Here is a 15531-nt window from a genome sequence, read left to right as displayed (position 1 = left end):
GGTGTCCGCGACCAGTTTTCACACCGAGTTTCAGCGCCGCGCGCACGACGCCGTCGTCGAGGTGCAGTCGACGATCTGCGCCGCCATCGAGGCGCTCGAGCGCGAGGCCGGCGGCAGCGGGGTGTTCCAGAGCGACGCCTGGGACCGGCCCGGCGGCGGCGGCGGCCTGACGCGGGTGATCCGCGGCGACGTGATCGAGAAGGGCGGCGTCAACACCTCGGCGGTGTTCGGCGAGCTCAACCCGCAGTTCGCCAGCCAGCTCGCCGGCACCGGCGCCAGCTTCTTCGCCGCCGGCGTCTCGCTGGTGCTGCACCCGACGAACCCGTTCGTGCCGACGGTGCACGCCAACTTCCGCTACATCGAGCAGGGCGACCGGCGGTGGTTCGGCGGCGGCGCCGACCTGACCCCGTACTACTACTTCGCCGAGGACAAGGCGCACTTCCACGACGTGTGGCGCCGCTTCTGCGACGCCCACCCCGGCATCGGCGACTACCCGCGCTTCTCCGACTGGTGCGATCGCTACTTCTATTCGAAACACCGCGGCGAGTCGCGCGGGGTCGGCGGGATCTTTTTGACCACCTGTTCGTCGACGCCGCGCGGCCCGGCCACGACGAGGCGCTCCTGCGCTTCATCCGCGACGGCGGCATGCGCTTCCTCGACGCCTGGCTGCCGATCGCGCGCCGGCGCCTGCCCACGCAGTACGGGCCCGACCAGCGCCGCTGGCAGGAGCTGCGCCGCGGCCGCTACGTCGAGTTCAACCTCCTCTACGACCGCGGCACGGTGTTCGGCCTCAAGACCGGCGGCCGCACGGAGTCGATCCTGATGTCGCTCCCGCCGCACGTGCAGTGGGGCTACGCCGAGGAGCCCGCGCCCGGCACCCCCGAGGCCGCCCTGCTCGCCGAGCTGCGCAAGCCGTTCCCCGGCGACGAGCCGAACCCCTGAGCGGCAGCGTCCGAACCTCGCTGCGAAGGCAGCGCTCGCGGTCTTCCACAGGACATGTCGAAATGGGTATGTCCTGTGGGACATGTCTTTGTCGACATGAAAGGCCGCTGCGCCGGCCAGAGACGTGCGGGGCGTGGAGCCTGTCCGTGAAGACATGTCGCTGGCGGCGCCCGGCCGCCCGGAGGTGTGCCGAGCCTGTCCGCCAGGACATGTCGCTCGCGGCGGCCGACCGTCCGCGCCGTCCGTAGATTTGCCGAGCTTCGAGCTCGTCCGCGAGGAGATGTCGCTCGTGACTCGCCGGATTGGCCCCGCCGCCCGGAGATGTGCCGGGCCTGGAGCCTGTCCGTCAGGACATATCGCTCGCCGTGCGCCCGCCCTCGCTGCCCGGAGATGTACCGAGCTTGGAGCCTGTCCGTCAGGACAGATCGCTCGCCGTGCGCCCGCCCTCGCTGCCCGGAGATGTCCCGAGCTTGGAGCCTGTCCGTCAGGACAGATCACTCCCCGTGCGCCCGCCCTCGCTGCCCGGAGATGTACCGAGCTTGGAGCCTGTCCGTCAGGACAGATCACTCCCCGTGCGACCGCCCGCGCCGCCCGGAGATGTACCGAGCCTCGAGTCTGTCCGTCAGGACAGATCACTCCCCGTACGACCGCCCGCGCCGCCCGGAGATCTGCCGAGCCTCGAGTCTGTCCGCCGGGACATGTCCCGCTCGGCGCGTGAGCGGCGGCGCGCGCCCGACCTTCCAAGCCGGCGGCGAAGTCGCCTCGGCGCCGGCGGCGGCTGCCCACCTTTCGAGGATTTCACGGTTTTCCCGCGCCTGTCCGCGCCGGGAGCCGGCGTGGTCGGGTGGATCCACCTGCTCCAATTCCGGGGTTTGCCCTGCAGGCACCTCGGCGCGACAATCCGCGGGCCCGGTGGTCTCCCCCTCCGTTCGTCGTGGCTCGTCGTCGCCGTCGTCGTGGCGTTGGCGCGACCCGCCGCGGCCGCGCCGGCACCTGTCCTTCGAGGCATGCCCTCTCAGACAGGTCCGAAGGGACCTGTCTCCGAGGGCCCGAGCGCCCCGACCTCCGCGCCGACCGCGGCCCCGACCAAGCTGACGCGCGAGGCCAGCGAGCAGGCGCGCACCGTCGGGCGCACCACCGTCCGCGACACGCAGGCGCAGGCCACCCACGACACGCGGGCCGCCAGCGTCGTCACCCGGCGCGACCTCGAGGAGCGGCTGCCGCGCTCGGCCCCGGACGCCCTGCGCTTCGAGCCCGGCGTCTACGTCCAGCAGACCGCGCACGGTCAGGGCTCGCCGTTCGTGCGCGGCCTGACCGGCCAGCAGACCGTGATGATGTTCGACGGCATCCGCCTCAACAACAGCACCTTCCGCTACGGCCCCAACCAGTACTTCTTCACCATCGACTCGCGCACCCTGCAGAAGCTCGAGGTCCTGCGCGGCGCCTCCTCGACGCGCTACGGCTCCGACGCCATGGGCGGCGCCCTGCTCGCCACCCCGATCGATCCGTCGCTCGCGCTCGGCGGCCCGCGCGGCTGGTACGGCCACTCCAAGGCGATGATGCGCACCGGCACCGCCGACGGCGAGATCGGCGGGCGGGCCCAGCTCGACGTCGGCTACAAGGGCAAGGTCGGCCTGTTCGGCGGCGTCGGTTACCGCGACGTCGGCCTGCTCCGCGCCGGCGGCAAGCTGCTGTCCCCGAGCACGGGTCAGCCCGTCAAGTCGCCGCTGTTCGCCTCTGACGGCGTGACCCAGCGCGGCACCGGCTTCCGCGAGTTCACGGCCGACGCGCGCCTCGTCTATCAGGTCAACGACAAGCACCGCCTCACTCTCGGTTACTACGACTACCGCCAGTTCGACGCCCCTCGCACCGACCGCTGCCCGCCCGTCACCGCGCCGCAGAGCGAGTGCCTGACCTACGACGAACAGTTCCGCACCCTCGTCTACGGCGCCTACGACGTGCACGACGGCCCGTCCGCGGCCGAGACGGTGCGCTGGACCGTCAGCTACCAGCACCAGCACGAGCGGCGCCGGTTCGACCGCGGGCCCGACTCGACCTACCGCATCATCGGCCGCGACGAGGTCTACACGATCGGCACCGGCCTCAACATCGGTACCAAGCAGTTCCGCCTCGCCCGCGGCGTCGACCTCCAGGTCAACTACGGCCTCGACGCCTACTTCGACACCCTGCGCAGCCACGCCTGGAACACCTTCCTCGACGTCGGCATCACCACCCCGACCACCTCGCAGTACGCCAGCGGCAGCCGCTACCTGACCTCCGGCGTGTGGACCGAGGCGCGGCTCGGCCTGTTCGACCGCGTCGAGCTGCGCGCCGGCGGCCGCGGCTCGCTGGTCGTCGCCCAGGCGCCGGGCAACCTCGACGCGATGGTGGGCCGACGACCGATCGATCAGATCTGGGGCGGCGGCGTCGGCGGCGGCGGCGTCGCGGTGCGCCTCGTCGACGGGCTGCGCTGGATCACCAACCTCGACCAGGGCTTCCGCGCGCCCAACCTCGACGACCTCACCAGCCGTCAGGCCACCGGCGCCGGCCAGCAGTACGAGAACCCCAACCTCCGGCCGGAGCGAGCCCTGTCCTTGGAGACAGGTCTCAAGATCGAGCGTCCGCGCATCGAGCTGCAGCTGTTCGCGTTCCAGTCGTGGATCGATCGCCTGATCACGCGGGTCCGCTTCGACCGCGACCAGTGCCCGCCGGAGGACGTGGTGTGCGGCGCGGCGGTCTACAACGTCACTCTGGCCAACATCGCCGGCACCAGCCACATCCGCGGGGTCGACGGCGCGGTGCGCCTGTTCTTGCCGAAGGGCTTCGGCATGCGCGCGACCGCGGCCTACACCTGGGGCGACGGCCCCAACCCCGTGGCCGGCCTCGACCCGGTGCGCGTCCCGCTGTCGCGGATCCCCCCGCTCAACGGCACCGTCGAGATCAACTGGCGCCACCGCCTCGGCTTCTTCGCCGCTCCGCCTTGCGCTGGGCCCGGCCCCAGACGCGCCTCACCGAGACCGACAAGAACGACCAGCGGATCCTCAGGGAGGCACCCCCGGCTTCGCGGTGCTCGATCTACGCGCGGGTTACCGCCTGCAGCCGCACGCCCTCGTCGTCCTCGTGCTCGAGAACGTCACCAACGCCGCCTACCGCTACCACGGCTCCAGCATCAACGGCCCCGGGCGCGGCGCCAACGTGCTCATCGAGGTCGGTTTTGAAAATGGAGTACACCGTGGCCATGGCCGAGACCGCCGACCCGCGCGCCTCCGCGTCGCTCGCCGCCCTGTGGGCCGCGGTGCTGCTCGGCGTGGCCGGGGTGGCGATCCTCGCCGCGGTGTTCGTCGCCCCGCTGCTGGCCGGCTCGAATGGCCCGCCCTTCCTCGAGGGACAGGTCCCGAAGAACTCGCTGCTCTACCAGCGCTCGACCCCGCGGCCGCACGGCGTGCTGCACCTGGCCGGCTCGGGCAGCAACATCCCGCTGACGCGCGCGCTGGCCGACGCGTTCGTGGCCAGGAGCCCCGACGCGCACATCGTCGTGTTCGAGAGCATCGGCTCGTCGGGCGGCGTCATGGCGGTCTACGACGACGTCGTCGACCTCGGCCTGATCTCCCGCCCGCTGAGCGAGCGCGAGGCGCTGGTCGGCGTCGACGCGATCCCCTACGCCCGCGTGCCGGTGGTCGTCGCCGTCAACCTGTCGGTGCCCGACACCGCGATCACCACCGACGAGCTCGCCGACATCTTCGCCGGTCGCAAGACCCGCTGGTCCGACGGCGCGCCGATCACGGTGCTCCAGCGCGAGCGCGGCGACTCGGGCCACGTCGCCGTCGCGAAGGCACTGCCGGCCTTCGCCGCCGCCGACGAGGCCGCCTACCGCGAGCACCGCTGGCGCGTCGTCCTCCACGATCGCGCCATGCAGGAGGCCCTCGCCATCACCCCCGGCGCGGTCGGCCTGCTCGACGTCGGCGCGATCAGCCTGCAGCGCCTGCCCCTCCGCGCGCTCGAGCTCGACGGCTACGGCCCCAGCGAGGCCAGCGTCCAGTCGGGGCGCTACCCCTTCTCAAGGACCTGGCCTTCGCCGCCCTCGAGGCCCCGAGCGGCCTCGCCGCCGAATTCATCCGCTTCGCCCACTCCGACGAGGGCCGGGCGCTGATGAAGACCCACGGCTACATCCCGCTGCCGGAGGTCCAATGACCTTCCGCGCAGGTACGAAGGGACATGTCTGCGGGAGCGCCCGCCGCATCGAGCGGCCGCGCCTCACCGCGAGCCGTCCAATGCTCGCTCGCGCCAGGGCGATCGGGCATGTCCTCATGGGCATGACCATTCGCGCAGGTGCGAACGGACATGTCCTTACAGATATGTCATTCGCCGAGCCGCGCCCGGAGGCCGCACATGTCTGAAAAGACAGCTCCCGGAGCACGCGCCCGGTCCGCCAAGGTCGGCCTGCGCCGCTACCTCTCTGCGCGCATGCTGCCGCTGGTGGTGCTGCTGCTCGTGCTGGTGTCGGCCTCGGCGCCGCTGGCCTACGCCGCGCTGCAGGCCCGGGGCCTGCGCGAGCAGGCGCGGACGACCGCGGTGCAGGCGGCCGACGCGATCGCGCGCGAGGTGCAAGAGCGGCCGGTGCTGTGGCGCTACGACGCCGGCAAGCTGCTGGCGCACCTGCGGGCCTACGTCGACAACGCCGGGGCCGCGCGCATCGAGATCTCCGACCGCTCGGGCGTGCGGATCCCGCTCGACACCGAGTCGATCGCCAGCCCGACCGCCGGCGCCGGCCCGCTCGCCTGGGAGGCCGCGCCGATCGTCCTCAACGAGCAGGTCGTCGGCCACGCGTGGGTCGCGGTCAGCCTGGCCGAGGCCCGCACCGCCGCGCTGCTGCTGCTCGGCCCGTTCGGCCTGCTCGGCGTCGGCCTCGCCGGCCTGCTCTACTTCATCCCGCTGGGCGCGATCACCCGCGCCGAGCGCCGCATCGAACAGAGCCAGGCCGCGCTCGCCCGCTTCAACCAGACGCTCGAGCAGCAGGTCGCCGAGCGCTCGTCGCAGCTCAGCGAGGCCTACGAGCAGCTGCGCCAGAAAGAGGGCCGCCTGCGCGAGCTGTCGGCCCGCGCCGTGCTGCTGCAGGAGGCCGAGCGGCGCGTCATCGCCCGCGAGCTGCACGACTCCGCCGGCCAGGCGCTCACGGCGATCCGCATCAACCTCCAGCTCATGGTCCAGCTCGCCGAGCCCGACAGCAAGGTGGCGAAGATGGCCGCGCGGACGCTGACGATCGTCGACGCGACGCTCGAGGAGATCCGCCGCGCCGTCAGCATGCTGGGCCCGGCGATCCTCGACGACGTCGGCTTGGTCGCCGCGATCGAGCGGCTGTGCGACGACTTCGAGCGGGAAGACCTCGAGATCTCGCGGGAGCTCGAGGTCCCCGACGGCGGGCTGTCCGCCGCGCTCGAGAGCGTGTGTTACCGGGTGATCCAAGAGGCGCTCACCAACGCCGCCCGCCACGCTTGCGCCAGCGAGTTGCGGGTGGTCCTGAGGGTCGAGCCCGCGCACATCGTGCTGGAGGTCCACGACAACGGTCGAGGGTTTGTCCCCGGCGAGCGCGGCGAGGGAAGTGGCGGTCGCGGGCTCGTCGGCATGCGAGAGCGCGTCGAGCTGCTGGGCGGCAACCTCCGCATCGACACCGCGCCCGGCTCCGGCACCGCCATCCGCGTCGAGCTGCCGCGGCGGGCCCTGAGCGACGACGGCGACGACTCGGCGGTCGTCGTCGCATGATACAGTCCGCGCGTGAGCACCAAGAAGACCATCCGGGTCGTCCTCGCCGAGGACCACACGATCGTGCGCGAGGGCCTGCGCGCGCTGCTCGACGTGCGCGACGACATCGAGGTCGTGGCCGAGGTCGCTGACGGACGCGCCGCCGTCGAGGCCGTCGCTGCGCACAAGCCGGACGTCGCGATCATGGACCTCGGCATGCCCGAGCTGAACGGCGTCGACGCGACGCGAGCGATCCGCAAGGACTTCCCCACCACGCAGGTGCTCATCCTGTCGATGCACTCGGGCGAGGAGTACGTGCGCCCCGCCATCCGCGCCGGCGCCAGCGGCTACTTGCTCAAGGGCTCCGGCCTGTCCGACCTGGTCGCCGCGATCCAGGCCGTCTCGCACGGCGACGCCTTCTTCAGCCCGTCGATCGCCAAGATCGTCCTCCACGACTCGCGGCGCGACGCGCGTCCGGGCGGGCGCGAACCGCAGCCGGGAGACGCCCTCACCAACCGCGAACGCGAGATCCTCCAGCTCGTCGCCGAGGGCCGCTCCAGCCCGGAAATCGCGCGTCAGCTCAGTCTCAGCGTGAAGACGGTCGAGGGCCATCGCGGCCGCATCATGGCCAAACTCGACGTGCATCACGTCGCCGGCCTCGTGCGCCACGCGATCCGCATCGGCCTCGTCTCGCCCGACGCATAAGACCATTCGGGCAGGTGCTGGGCCGATCGTGGGGGCCACCCAGGGCGATTCTGCGCCGGGTGGATCCACCTGAAAGGCGACCGCGGGGAAATGCCGTAGGCCGAGGGTACCGGCGTGGATACCGTCGCGGGTAACCCACACCGAGAGTTTTCCCATGAGAAGTAGCCCTTTGCACCGCTCTGGTGGCGCTCACCGCCTGTCCGGCCGAGGACCGGGCACCACCGATTCGCCTACGACTGCCCCGACGACCGACCAGACCACCACGGACACGACCGACGGGACTGACGGGACCGACACGACGGCCACGACGGACGTCCCGACCGGGACGACCGACACGCCGACCGGGACGACCGACGAGCCCACGGGGACGACCGACCCGGGCACCACCACGCAAGGTGCCTGCGAGGGCATCGACATCCCCGGCATCGACGAGTCCGGCTGTGAGCCGCTCGCCACCGACTACCAGCCGCGCGAGAACAACTCGGCCGACGACGAGTGGCCGGCTTGCGTGTCCGACATGGGCCCGTACACCCTCGTCGACAGCCCGCCGAGCACCATCGCCCGCATCGTCGCTTACGAGAACATCGCCGACCTGCTGTGGCGCAAGGCCGACCCGACCGCCGACGACTTCACCGCCGCGCGCAACGAGTACGTCCTGCCCGAGGGCCTCGAGTCGCGCCTCGTCCGCCGCGAGGACCTGCACTACCCCGCGATCCCCGAAGCCGAGTGGGACCCGCAGGTCGACGCCGACAAGCAGTGCACCGTCGAGGCGCTGGCCGCCAAGTACCCCGAGCGCTGCGTCGGCCCGGCCGGGATGAAGCCGCTCGTCGACGAGGCGTTCGCCGCCGGTCAGGCCGGCGAGGGCGATGCCAACATCCACGCCGCCCGCATCCACGGCGGCCTGCTCTGGTTCCTCTACCTCTCGGTGTACAAGGAGGCCAACACCTGCGCCACGGTCGCGCCGAAGGACTGCGACTCGGCCTGGGCCTACTACACCGGCGGCGAGGCGATCGACGCCCCGATCGGCATCGGCGCCGAGGTCAACGCGCTCAGCGCCAACGCCCACGAGCGCATCCACGACGGCATCATGGCCAACCGCTGCTGGCGTGACATCGCCCAGGACATGGGCAACTACCCGCTGCTCGACGAGCGTCCGCCGACCAGCAGGACCTGTTCGAGCAGGGCTGGGAGCAGCTCGACCAGGGCCTCCACCGCGGCTACGCCGTGATCGTCCGCGACCACATGCAGCAGTACATCGACGCCGCGTGCAGCAGCGCCGAGACGAACGTGCTGTGGGCCTTCCTGCAGGTCGCCGGCCCCGTCCTCGACCGCGAGGCCACGGAGCGCGACGCCGCCGCCGCCGCCGACCTCACCGGCCTGTGGAGCGCGAGAGCCCCGCCCCCGAGGATGTCGCCAAGGGCATCGCCGCCCTCGACGCGATCTTCCCCTGCCCGTAAGGCCAGGTTCGAGAGCTGAAACCGGAGGCCGAGCGCCGCGCGCTCGGCCTCTGCCGTTGTTCGCGGTATGCCCCGAAGAAACTTGTCCAGAAGGACATGTCCGATGGGGAGCAGGACAGGGGCGCCGTATCGTCTGCCTCCAGAGACATGTCATATAAAACATGTCCGATGGAACATCGATGAAGCGACCTCGCGCTCGACCTGGCGTCGCCAATCGGCGGTTCTCGAACTAAGAGTGAACGCAGCCGCCGGGCCCCGCGAGCTCGCCAGACACGCGCTCGCGCTTCGCCGGCGAATGCATGAAATGTCCCGAAGGACATTTTGGAGCGCTCTCGTCCTGCGTGTGGACAGCAGAGCTGTCCCGAGGGACAGGCGCATGGACGCTTGAGTTCGTGCGGGCAACGAGAAGGGGCCGAGGCATCCGCGCGCTCGACCCCTTCTTGCTGTCATAGGCGGAACAGGGATCGAACCTGCGACCCGCGCCTTGTAAGGGCGCCGCTCTACCGCTGAGCTATCCGCCTGGGCGCCGGGAAGCTAGCACAGCGGCGGGCCGTCGTGCGCGAGGATCGTGCGGTCGGCAGGGGGGAGCGCGGCCAGCAGCTCGGCCGCCGTGGCGCCGCCTCCTGGGCGCAGGTCCGGGCGCAGCGCCGCCAGCGGGGCCAGCACGAAGTCCCGGCGGGCCAGCTCCGGGTGGGGCAGCACGAGCCGGTCGGTGTCGACCTGCCGCGAGCGGCCGTCCTCGGTCATGACCAGCAGGTCGAGGTCGAGCGTGCGCGCCTCCCAGCGCTCGCGCCGGGTCCGCCCGTGTCGCGCCTCGAGCGCGAGCAGCTCGGTCAGCAGGTCCTCCGGCGCCAGCTCCGTCCGCAGCTCGACCGCCGCGTTGAGGAACGGGTGCAGCGACGGCCCGAGCGGCCGCGTCTCGAACACCGGCGAGCAACGCAGCAGCTCGGTCGCCGGAATCGCCCCCGCGCGCAGCTCCTCGATGGCCGCGCGCAGCGTCGCCAGCCGGTCGCCGAGGTTGCTGCCGAGCCCGACATACGCCAGCGCCGTCATCGCCACCTCGCTCGCAGCAAATCAATGCAGCGCTCGGCGCCCTCGTCCTCACCCCCGCCGATTCGAGCATCGTGCGCCGCCGTCATCGACACCTCGCTCGCAGCACAGCTCGACGCAGCGAACTCGTCCTCGCTCATCCCAGCATGATGCGCCGGCGCCGTCCGCCACCTGCCGCTCGCACCGATCCATCGCCGGGCTGTTCCCGTCGGGAGCTCGCGCCTCGCAGCCGTCACTGCGCCCCCGACCGGGCCGTGCCCGTGTGCGGCGCGTCCGCAGTGTGCGCGTACGGAGCGACCAGCGAGATCGGCAGCGCCCCCGCGAAGCCGACCCGCAGCGTCGCCGCCAGCGCTCTCGGAGAAGCATCTGTCTCCGGAGACATCTCGCTCTCGGCCGGCAACGTGAAGCGCACGCGGCCCTCCGCGTCGGCGTTGCCGGCGAGCACGCGGTCGCCGAGCACCAGCTCGACCGCGCGACCGCTGGCCGGCCCGGAGGGCGGGTCGCACGGCTGCACCGGCCCCTCGCGCAGCGCCACGGTGTCGCTGACCCGAACCTGGTCGCGCGCGCGCACGCTGTCGACGATGCCCGCGGTCAACAGCCCCAGGCCGACCGCCGTGAACACCCCGCCGACGCGACGTCCCGTCTTCGGATCGCGGACGTACTGCATGCGCTCCGCGTCGTACGCCGCCTCGGCCGCGAACAGCTCGGGCCGCGCGAACGCCAGCGCCGACACCCCGAGCGCCACCGCGGCCAGCCCGTACTCGAAGTAGATCATCGCGTCGGGCTTGCGGACGATCCGCTCCTCTTGCCGCGCGGGCAGGTGCGCCACCGTCTGGCACGAGCGGAGCTCGCGGAGCTCGACCTCGAGGTTGCCCCCGCGCTGCGACCAGCGCGCCTCGACTGCGATCGCCACCACCTTCGTCTCGCTCACCTGCGGCCTGGCGTCGGGGCGGACGGTGGTGCGGAGCTCGGTCTCCGAGGTGATCTGCGAGCACGCGGCCGCGAGCGCCGCGAAGAGGCCCAGAGCCGCCGAGGAAGGTCGGACCTCGCGCACGCGATCACCTGGTCAAGGGACACCTCGGTCCCGAGCTTGGCGCCGACCACCCGCGCGACGGTCGCCATCAATTCCTCGTCGGACTTGCGCGCGATCCACTGGCCCTGCTCGGGCACGAAGTCGAAGTGCCACGCGGTGGTGCCGGCGGCCATCCAGATCTGCCCGGCCGCGCTGTGGGCGTTGATGACGAAGCGCGCGCCGTCCTTGAACGAGAGCGTGAGCACGTCGCCGGCGAGCTGGACGTCGAGCTCCTCGAGCTCGAGCCCGCCGAGGCCGGCGTCGATGTGCTCGAGCGCCTTGGCCGACCGCTTGAAGAAGTCCTTCTGCTCCATGGCCCGTGAGGGTTACGCGATCGCGCAGATCCGGTCAATTCGCCGGGGCGGGGGCCGGCGGGGGCGATTTGGACTCCTCCGCGGCGGGCGCGGGCGCGGGCGCTTCGGCCTTGCTCGGCGGCCCGCTCTTGCTGGGGTCGAACCCCATCTGTCGCGCCTGGTCCTCGGAGATCTCGACGACCTCGACCGACTTGCCGTCGGGCAGCGTGAAGGTGTGCTTGCGGCCCTCGATCTCCGGCGCGGCCTTCTCCGCCGCTTGCTCGGCCTTGTACTTCTCGCAGGCCTGCCAGCCGAAGAAGGCGAGCAGCGGGACGTAGATGCAGATCCGGATGAGGACGCCTCTGGATGGCAGTTTCATGGGATGTCTCAAGGGTCAGACGTGAACTTGAGCTCGCGCCAGGTAGCGACGGAGGCGCGGCTGTCGGCGTGGAGTCGGGAGGCGCCGCTCGCGGGCTCGAGCGCGCCGGTGGCCACGCGCGACAGGCGGAGCGTCGCGCTGCACGGCTCGGGCCGGGTCAGCCCGGTCTTGAGCTGCCCCTGGGCCACCTGCGCCGCGCCCTCGTCCGGCAGCTCGAGCACGATCGGCTCGGCCAGGCAGGCGATGCCGTCGATGGCGTCGTCGATGCGCGCGAGGATCGTCGCGTCGGTCCGCGCCGGCGTCCACGCGACGTCGAACGCCTGCGTGCGCGGCAGCTTGGCGCCCGCCTTGGGCGCGGTGATCTCGAACGCCGGCGCGTCGACCGAGACGCGGTAGGTCGCCTCGTAGTCGTCGTCGACGAGCCGCAGCTCGTGCGTCACCGTGCCGCCGTCCTTGGCCATGTCGAAGCCGTCGACCTTGTACACGTAGGAGCCGCTGGGCCGGCGCACGCGCGTGGCCGCGGTCCCGTCGACGCTGAGCGAGCTGCGCTTGCACAGCGCCAGCGACAGCCCGGCGTCGTCGTCGACGCGCCGCACCTCGATCTCGGTGCGCGCCTGCTTGCCGTTGTGGTCGATGTACGCGGTGACCAGCAGGCCCTCGTCGGCGAGCGCGGCGCACGACGCGTCGGCGTCGTCACAGCCGGGCAGCCACGCGCACGCCGCCAGCGCCAGCAGGCAGGACGCGCAGCGGGACCGCGAGACCATCCTCGGCAGGATAGCAAAAATCCGGGGCCGCGTCGTACGGCCGCGCGCGGCCGCGAACAGCCGGCCGGACCGCCGAGCAGCCGCGCTCAGCCGCCGAAGTGCGGCTTCACGACGACCATGATGACGATGAGGAACAGCGGCACGAGCGGCACCTCGTTGAGCAGCCGACATTGCCGCGAGGTCAGGTCGCAGCGCCCGGCCGCGAGGTCCTTGCGGACCTTGCCGCAGTACAGGTGGTAACCGATCAGCAGCACGAGCCCGAGCAGCTTGGCGTGGAACCACCCCTGCGCCATGTAGAAGCCGGGCATCTGCACGAACAGCGCGATCCCGAAGGCCGCGGTGAAGATCATCGCGGGCCAGCAGATCCCGCGGTACAGCCGCCGCTCCATGACGGTGAGCAGCTGGACGATCTCCGGCTTGTCGCGGTTCTCCACGTGATAGACGTACAGCCGGAAGATGTAGAAGAGCCCGGCGAACCACGCGACGAAGCCGATGATGTGGAACGCCTTGAGCCAGGAGTAGAGCACGGCCTTGTTTTACTCCTCCGCGCGGCGCGAGCTCAGGTGCCGGGCGTGTGACCGAACATGTGGATGTGGAGCCGCTCGCCGAGGCGAAACCCGCGCTCGACGCAGATCGGCATGAGCGCGCGATAGGCCGCGCCCAGGGCCTCGCTGTCGGTGCACTCGGGCATCAGCAGCACCCGGCTGCGCTGGTCGTCGGGCACCGCGAGCTCGCGCAGCAGCGCCTCGACCTCGGCGACGTCGGCGGCGCCGGCGTCGGCGCGGACGACGAACTTGAGCTGCCACGGGAAGCTCGCCAGCAGCCGCGCGAGCACCGGCAGGTCGAGCCGCGCGCGCTCGTGCCGCTCGGCCTGCGCCGGGTCGCGCTGCCACGGCGTGCTGTGGCGCAGCTTCGGGCTCACCGACAGCAGGTCGCACGCGAGCCCCTCGAGCCACACGGTGCCGGCGGTCTCGACGGTGATGTGATGCCCGGCCGCCTGCAGCCGGCGGCTGAGCGCGGCGATCCCGGCGAACAGCAGCGGCTCGCCGCCGGTGAGGACGACGTGACGCGGCCCCGCGGCGCAGAAGGCGACCAGCTCGGCCAGGTCGGTGCGGCGGCCCGAGGGCGCCCAGGAGGTCGCCGGGGAGTCGCACCACGCGCAGCGGAGGTTGCAGCCGGACACGCGGACGAACGAGCTCGGGACGCCGACGAGCGTGCCCTCACCCTGCAGCGAGACGAAGCGCTCGTGGATCGGCAGCCAGGTCGGCGGCGCGGTCGGGAGCGACGGCCCGCCCGGATTCGGGGCGCGGCCAGGCGGGTCGTAGGCGGCGGTCATGCTCGCGGCGTCGCTGTACCGCACTTGCGAACCACGGGCCAGGGGTTCTACGCTCCCGGCCGCCATGCAGACTCCACGGACCCGTATCGTGGACGTGCTCCAGCTCGAGCCCCCCGCGCCGGCGTGCGCGTCAAGGGCTGGGCCCGCACCGTCCGGGACAGCAAGCAAGTCGTGTTCATCGAGCTCAACGACGGCTCCTGCTTCGCCAGCCTCCAGGTCGTGGTCAATCCGGAGCTCGCCAACTACGAGCAGCTGCGCAAGCTGACGACCGGCAGCGCCGTCGAGGTCGTCGGCGAGGTCATCGCCTCGCCCGCGGCCGGCCAGCGCGTCGAGCTCAAGGCCACCGAGGTGACGGTCATCGGCCTCGCCGACTCGACCTTCCCGCTGCAGAAGAAGCGCCACAGCTTCGAGTTCTTGCGCGAGATCGCCCACCTGCGCGCGCGCACCAACACCTTCGGCGCCGTCTTCCGCGTCCGCAGCGCCCTCGCCCAGGCCGTCCACGAGTTCTTCCAGCAGCGCGGCTTCGTGTACGTACACACGCCGATCATCACCGGCTCGGACGCCGAGGGCGCCGGCGAGATGTTCCGCGTCACCACCCTCGACGTGAACAAGCCGCCGCGCACGCCCGAGGGCGCGGTCGACTGGCACGAGGACTTCTTCGCCCACTCGAGCTTCCTCACCGTGTCGGGCCAGCTCAACGGCGAGGCCTTCGCGCTCGGCCTGTCCGACATCTACACGTTCGGCCCGACGTTCCGCGCCGAGAACTCGAACACCAGCCGCCACGCCGCGGAGTTCTGGATGATCGAGCCGGAGATGGCGTGGTACGACCTCGACGACGACGCGACCCTGGCGGAGGCGTTCGTCAAGCACCTCATGCGCACGGCGCTCGAGCGCTGCGCCGACGACCTCGCGTTCTTCAACAAGCAGATCGATCCGGGCCTGGTCGCCCGCCTGCAGCACGTGCTCGAGTCGAGCTTCGAGCGCATGACCTACACCGAGGCGGTGCGCCGCCTCGAGAGCTCGGGCCAGAAGTTCGAGTTCCCGGTCCACTGGGGCGCCAACCTGCAGGCCGAGCACGAGCGCTACCTGACCGAGACGGTGGTCGGACGCCCGGTCTTCGTCACCGACTACCCGACCGAGATCAAGGCGTTCTACATGCGCCGCAACGACGACGGGAAGACCGTCGCGGCGATGGACCTGCTGGTGCCGAAGATCGGCGAGCTCATCGGCGGCTCACAGCGCGAGGAGCGGCTCGACGTGCTGACGCACGCGATCCGCTCGATGGGCCTGAACCCGGAGCACTACGGCTGGTACCTCGACACCCGTCGCTTCGGCACGGCGCCCCACGCCGGCTTCGGCCTCGGCTTCGAACGCCTCGTCATGTACGTGACGGGCATGGAGAACATCCGCGACGTCATCCCCTTCCCGCGGACGCCGCGGAACTGCGAATTCTAGAGCCACTGGCCGTGTGGGCCCAGGTATCAGGCGCCGCGGGAGTCGCGCACGGCCCCGAAACGCGTGAAAAAACCCAAAGAAATTGAGCAATTGGCTGCAGCAGTCGGAAATCTCTGGCGACCCTCTGGCGCAAACGCTAGCCTTGTGTTCGTGGGCACAGGGGGCCTTGGGATGCAGGCAAACAGGGGCACAGACCACGGGGACAAGGTTGAAGGTTTGCCCGGCAACTGCGTCCAAAACGGTGCCGGCCTGATGCCGGGGTCACGCACGCAACCTTGGATTGCCTGAGGAAGGATTATCCCTATGTATCTGCGGAGAAACAAAGTCCGATGTGGTGAG

The 15531-nt window shown here is 71.3% G+C and carries 14 protein-coding genes, 1 tRNA gene and 1 pseudogene; 8 read left to right on the top strand and 8 right to left on the bottom strand.

The window, feature by feature from the left end; translation table 11 throughout:
* Position 1 precedes the first annotated feature (1 nt).
* The 7 genes and pseudogenes from hemF (at position 2) to OV079_RS37140 (ending at position 8862) form a co-directional block, all read left to right on the top strand.
* A pseudogene (gene hemF, locus OV079_RS59235) lies at positions 2–942 on the top strand (oxygen-dependent coproporphyrinogen oxidase).
* A gap of 1007 nt (positions 943–1949) precedes the next feature.
* Positions 1950–4160, top strand: coding sequence for a TonB-dependent receptor (locus OV079_RS37165; RefSeq protein ID WP_267774333.1), 2211 nt, complete (start codon positions 1950–1952; stop codon positions 4158–4160).
* A 20-nt stretch (positions 4161–4180) separates the two neighbouring features.
* A complete protein-coding gene (locus OV079_RS37160) occupies positions 4181–5092 on the top strand; it encodes a PstS family phosphate ABC transporter substrate-binding protein (RefSeq protein WP_267774331.1) in 912 nt (303 codons plus the stop codon).
* 239 nt (positions 5093–5331) lie between these two features.
* A complete protein-coding gene (locus OV079_RS37155) occupies positions 5332–6702 on the top strand; it encodes an ATP-binding protein (RefSeq protein WP_267774329.1) in 1371 nt (456 codons plus the stop codon).
* Positions 6703–6714: 12 nt separating this feature from the next.
* Positions 6715–7386: a response regulator gene (locus tag OV079_RS56535; protein WP_267706534.1), complete on the top strand. Its 672-nt coding sequence runs from the start codon at positions 6715–6717 to the stop codon at positions 7384–7386.
* Positions 7387–7540: 154 nt separating this feature from the next.
* Positions 7541–8614 carry a hypothetical protein gene (locus OV079_RS37145; RefSeq protein ID WP_267774327.1) on the top strand — a complete coding sequence of 358 codons (1074 nt, stop codon included), beginning with the start codon at positions 7541–7543 and terminating at the stop codon, positions 8612–8614.
* Positions 8611–8862: a hypothetical protein gene (locus OV079_RS37140; protein ID WP_267774325.1), complete on the top strand. Its 252-nt coding sequence runs from the start codon at positions 8611–8613 to the stop codon at positions 8860–8862. Before OV079_RS37145 ends, OV079_RS37140 begins: the two co-directional genes overlap by 4 nt.
* A 430-nt stretch (positions 8863–9292) precedes the next feature.
* On the opposite strand, the gene OV079_RS37135 is transcribed toward OV079_RS37140, so the two are convergent.
* From OV079_RS37135 to OV079_RS37100, 8 genes are all read right to left on the bottom strand, one after another.
* A tRNA-Val gene (locus OV079_RS37135) sits at positions 9293–9364 on the bottom strand.
* A 13-nt stretch (positions 9365–9377) separates the two neighbouring features.
* A complete protein-coding gene (folK, locus tag OV079_RS37130; RefSeq protein WP_267774323.1) occupies positions 9378–9896 on the bottom strand; it encodes a 2-amino-4-hydroxy-6-hydroxymethyldihydropteridine diphosphokinase in 519 nt (172 codons plus the stop codon).
* A 229-nt stretch (positions 9897–10125) separates the two neighbouring features.
* On the bottom strand, positions 10126–10824 hold the full coding sequence (locus OV079_RS37125) for a hypothetical protein (protein ID WP_267774322.1): 699 nt from the start codon (positions 10822–10824) through the stop codon (positions 10126–10128).
* Positions 10821–11279 (bottom strand): iron donor protein CyaY, encoded by a 459-nt coding sequence (gene cyaY, locus OV079_RS37120; RefSeq protein WP_267774320.1) that lies wholly within the window; start codon positions 11277–11279, stop codon positions 10821–10823. Before cyaY ends, OV079_RS37125 begins: the two co-directional genes overlap by 4 nt.
* A 34-nt stretch (positions 11280–11313) precedes the next feature.
* Positions 11314–11637 carry a hypothetical protein gene (locus OV079_RS37115; RefSeq protein ID WP_267774318.1) on the bottom strand — a complete coding sequence of 108 codons (324 nt, stop codon included), beginning with the start codon at positions 11635–11637 and terminating at the stop codon, positions 11314–11316.
* 8 nt (positions 11638–11645) lie between these two features.
* Positions 11646–12401 (bottom strand): hypothetical protein, encoded by a 756-nt coding sequence (locus OV079_RS37110; RefSeq protein WP_267774316.1) that lies wholly within the window; start codon positions 12399–12401, stop codon positions 11646–11648.
* Positions 12402–12487: 86 nt separating this feature from the next.
* Positions 12488–12928 carry a protoporphyrinogen oxidase HemJ gene (gene hemJ / locus OV079_RS37105; protein WP_267774314.1) on the bottom strand — a complete coding sequence of 147 codons (441 nt, stop codon included), beginning with the start codon at positions 12926–12928 and terminating at the stop codon, positions 12488–12490.
* A gap of 32 nt (positions 12929–12960) precedes the next feature.
* Positions 12961–13761 (bottom strand): 7-carboxy-7-deazaguanine synthase QueE, encoded by an 801-nt coding sequence (locus OV079_RS37100; protein WP_267774312.1) that lies wholly within the window; start codon positions 13759–13761, stop codon positions 12961–12963.
* A 99-nt stretch (positions 13762–13860) separates the two neighbouring features.
* Between OV079_RS37100 and asnS the strand changes: the two genes are divergently transcribed.
* On the top strand, positions 13861–15192 hold the full coding sequence (asnS, locus tag OV079_RS37095) for an asparagine--tRNA ligase (protein ID WP_267774310.1): 1332 nt from the start codon (positions 13861–13863) through the stop codon (positions 15190–15192).
* The last annotated feature ends 339 nt before the right edge of the window (positions 15193–15531 follow it).

This window comes from Nannocystis pusilla (assembly GCF_026626665.1).
Classification (GTDB): domain Bacteria; phylum Myxococcota_A; class Polyangia; order Nannocystales; family Nannocystaceae; genus Nannocystis; species Nannocystis pusilla.
The sequence above is the reverse complement of the archived record's forward strand: the minus strand, read 5'-3'. Positions and strand labels throughout refer to the sequence as shown.

Bases quoted from the DNA above. Each gene is read 5' to 3' on its own strand.
- OV079_RS37165 (WP_267774333.1), top strand. From the start codon at position 1,950: ATGCCCTCTCAGACAGGTCCGAAGGGACCTGTCTCCGAGGGCCCGAGC.
- OV079_RS37160 (WP_267774331.1), top strand. From the start codon at position 4,181: ATGGCCGAGACCGCCGACCCGCGCGCCTCCGCGTCGCTCGCCGCCCTG.
- OV079_RS37155 (WP_267774329.1), top strand. From the start codon at position 5,332: ATGTCTGAAAAGACAGCTCCCGGAGCACGCGCCCGGTCCGCCAAGGTC.
- OV079_RS37145 (WP_267774327.1), top strand. From the start codon at position 7,541: ATGAGAAGTAGCCCTTTGCACCGCTCTGGTGGCGCTCACCGCCTGTCC.
- folK (WP_267774323.1), bottom strand. From the start codon at position 9,896: ATGACGGCGCTGGCGTATGTCGGGCTCGGCAGCAACCTCGGCGACCGG.
- cyaY (WP_267774320.1), bottom strand. From the start codon at position 11,279: ATGGAGCAGAAGGACTTCTTCAAGCGGTCGGCCAAGGCGCTCGAGCAC.
- OV079_RS37115 (WP_267774318.1), bottom strand. From the start codon at position 11,637: ATGAAACTGCCATCCAGAGGCGTCCTCATCCGGATCTGCATCTACGTC.
- OV079_RS37110 (WP_267774316.1), bottom strand. From the start codon at position 12,401: ATGGTCTCGCGGTCCCGCTGCGCGTCCTGCCTGCTGGCGCTGGCGGCG.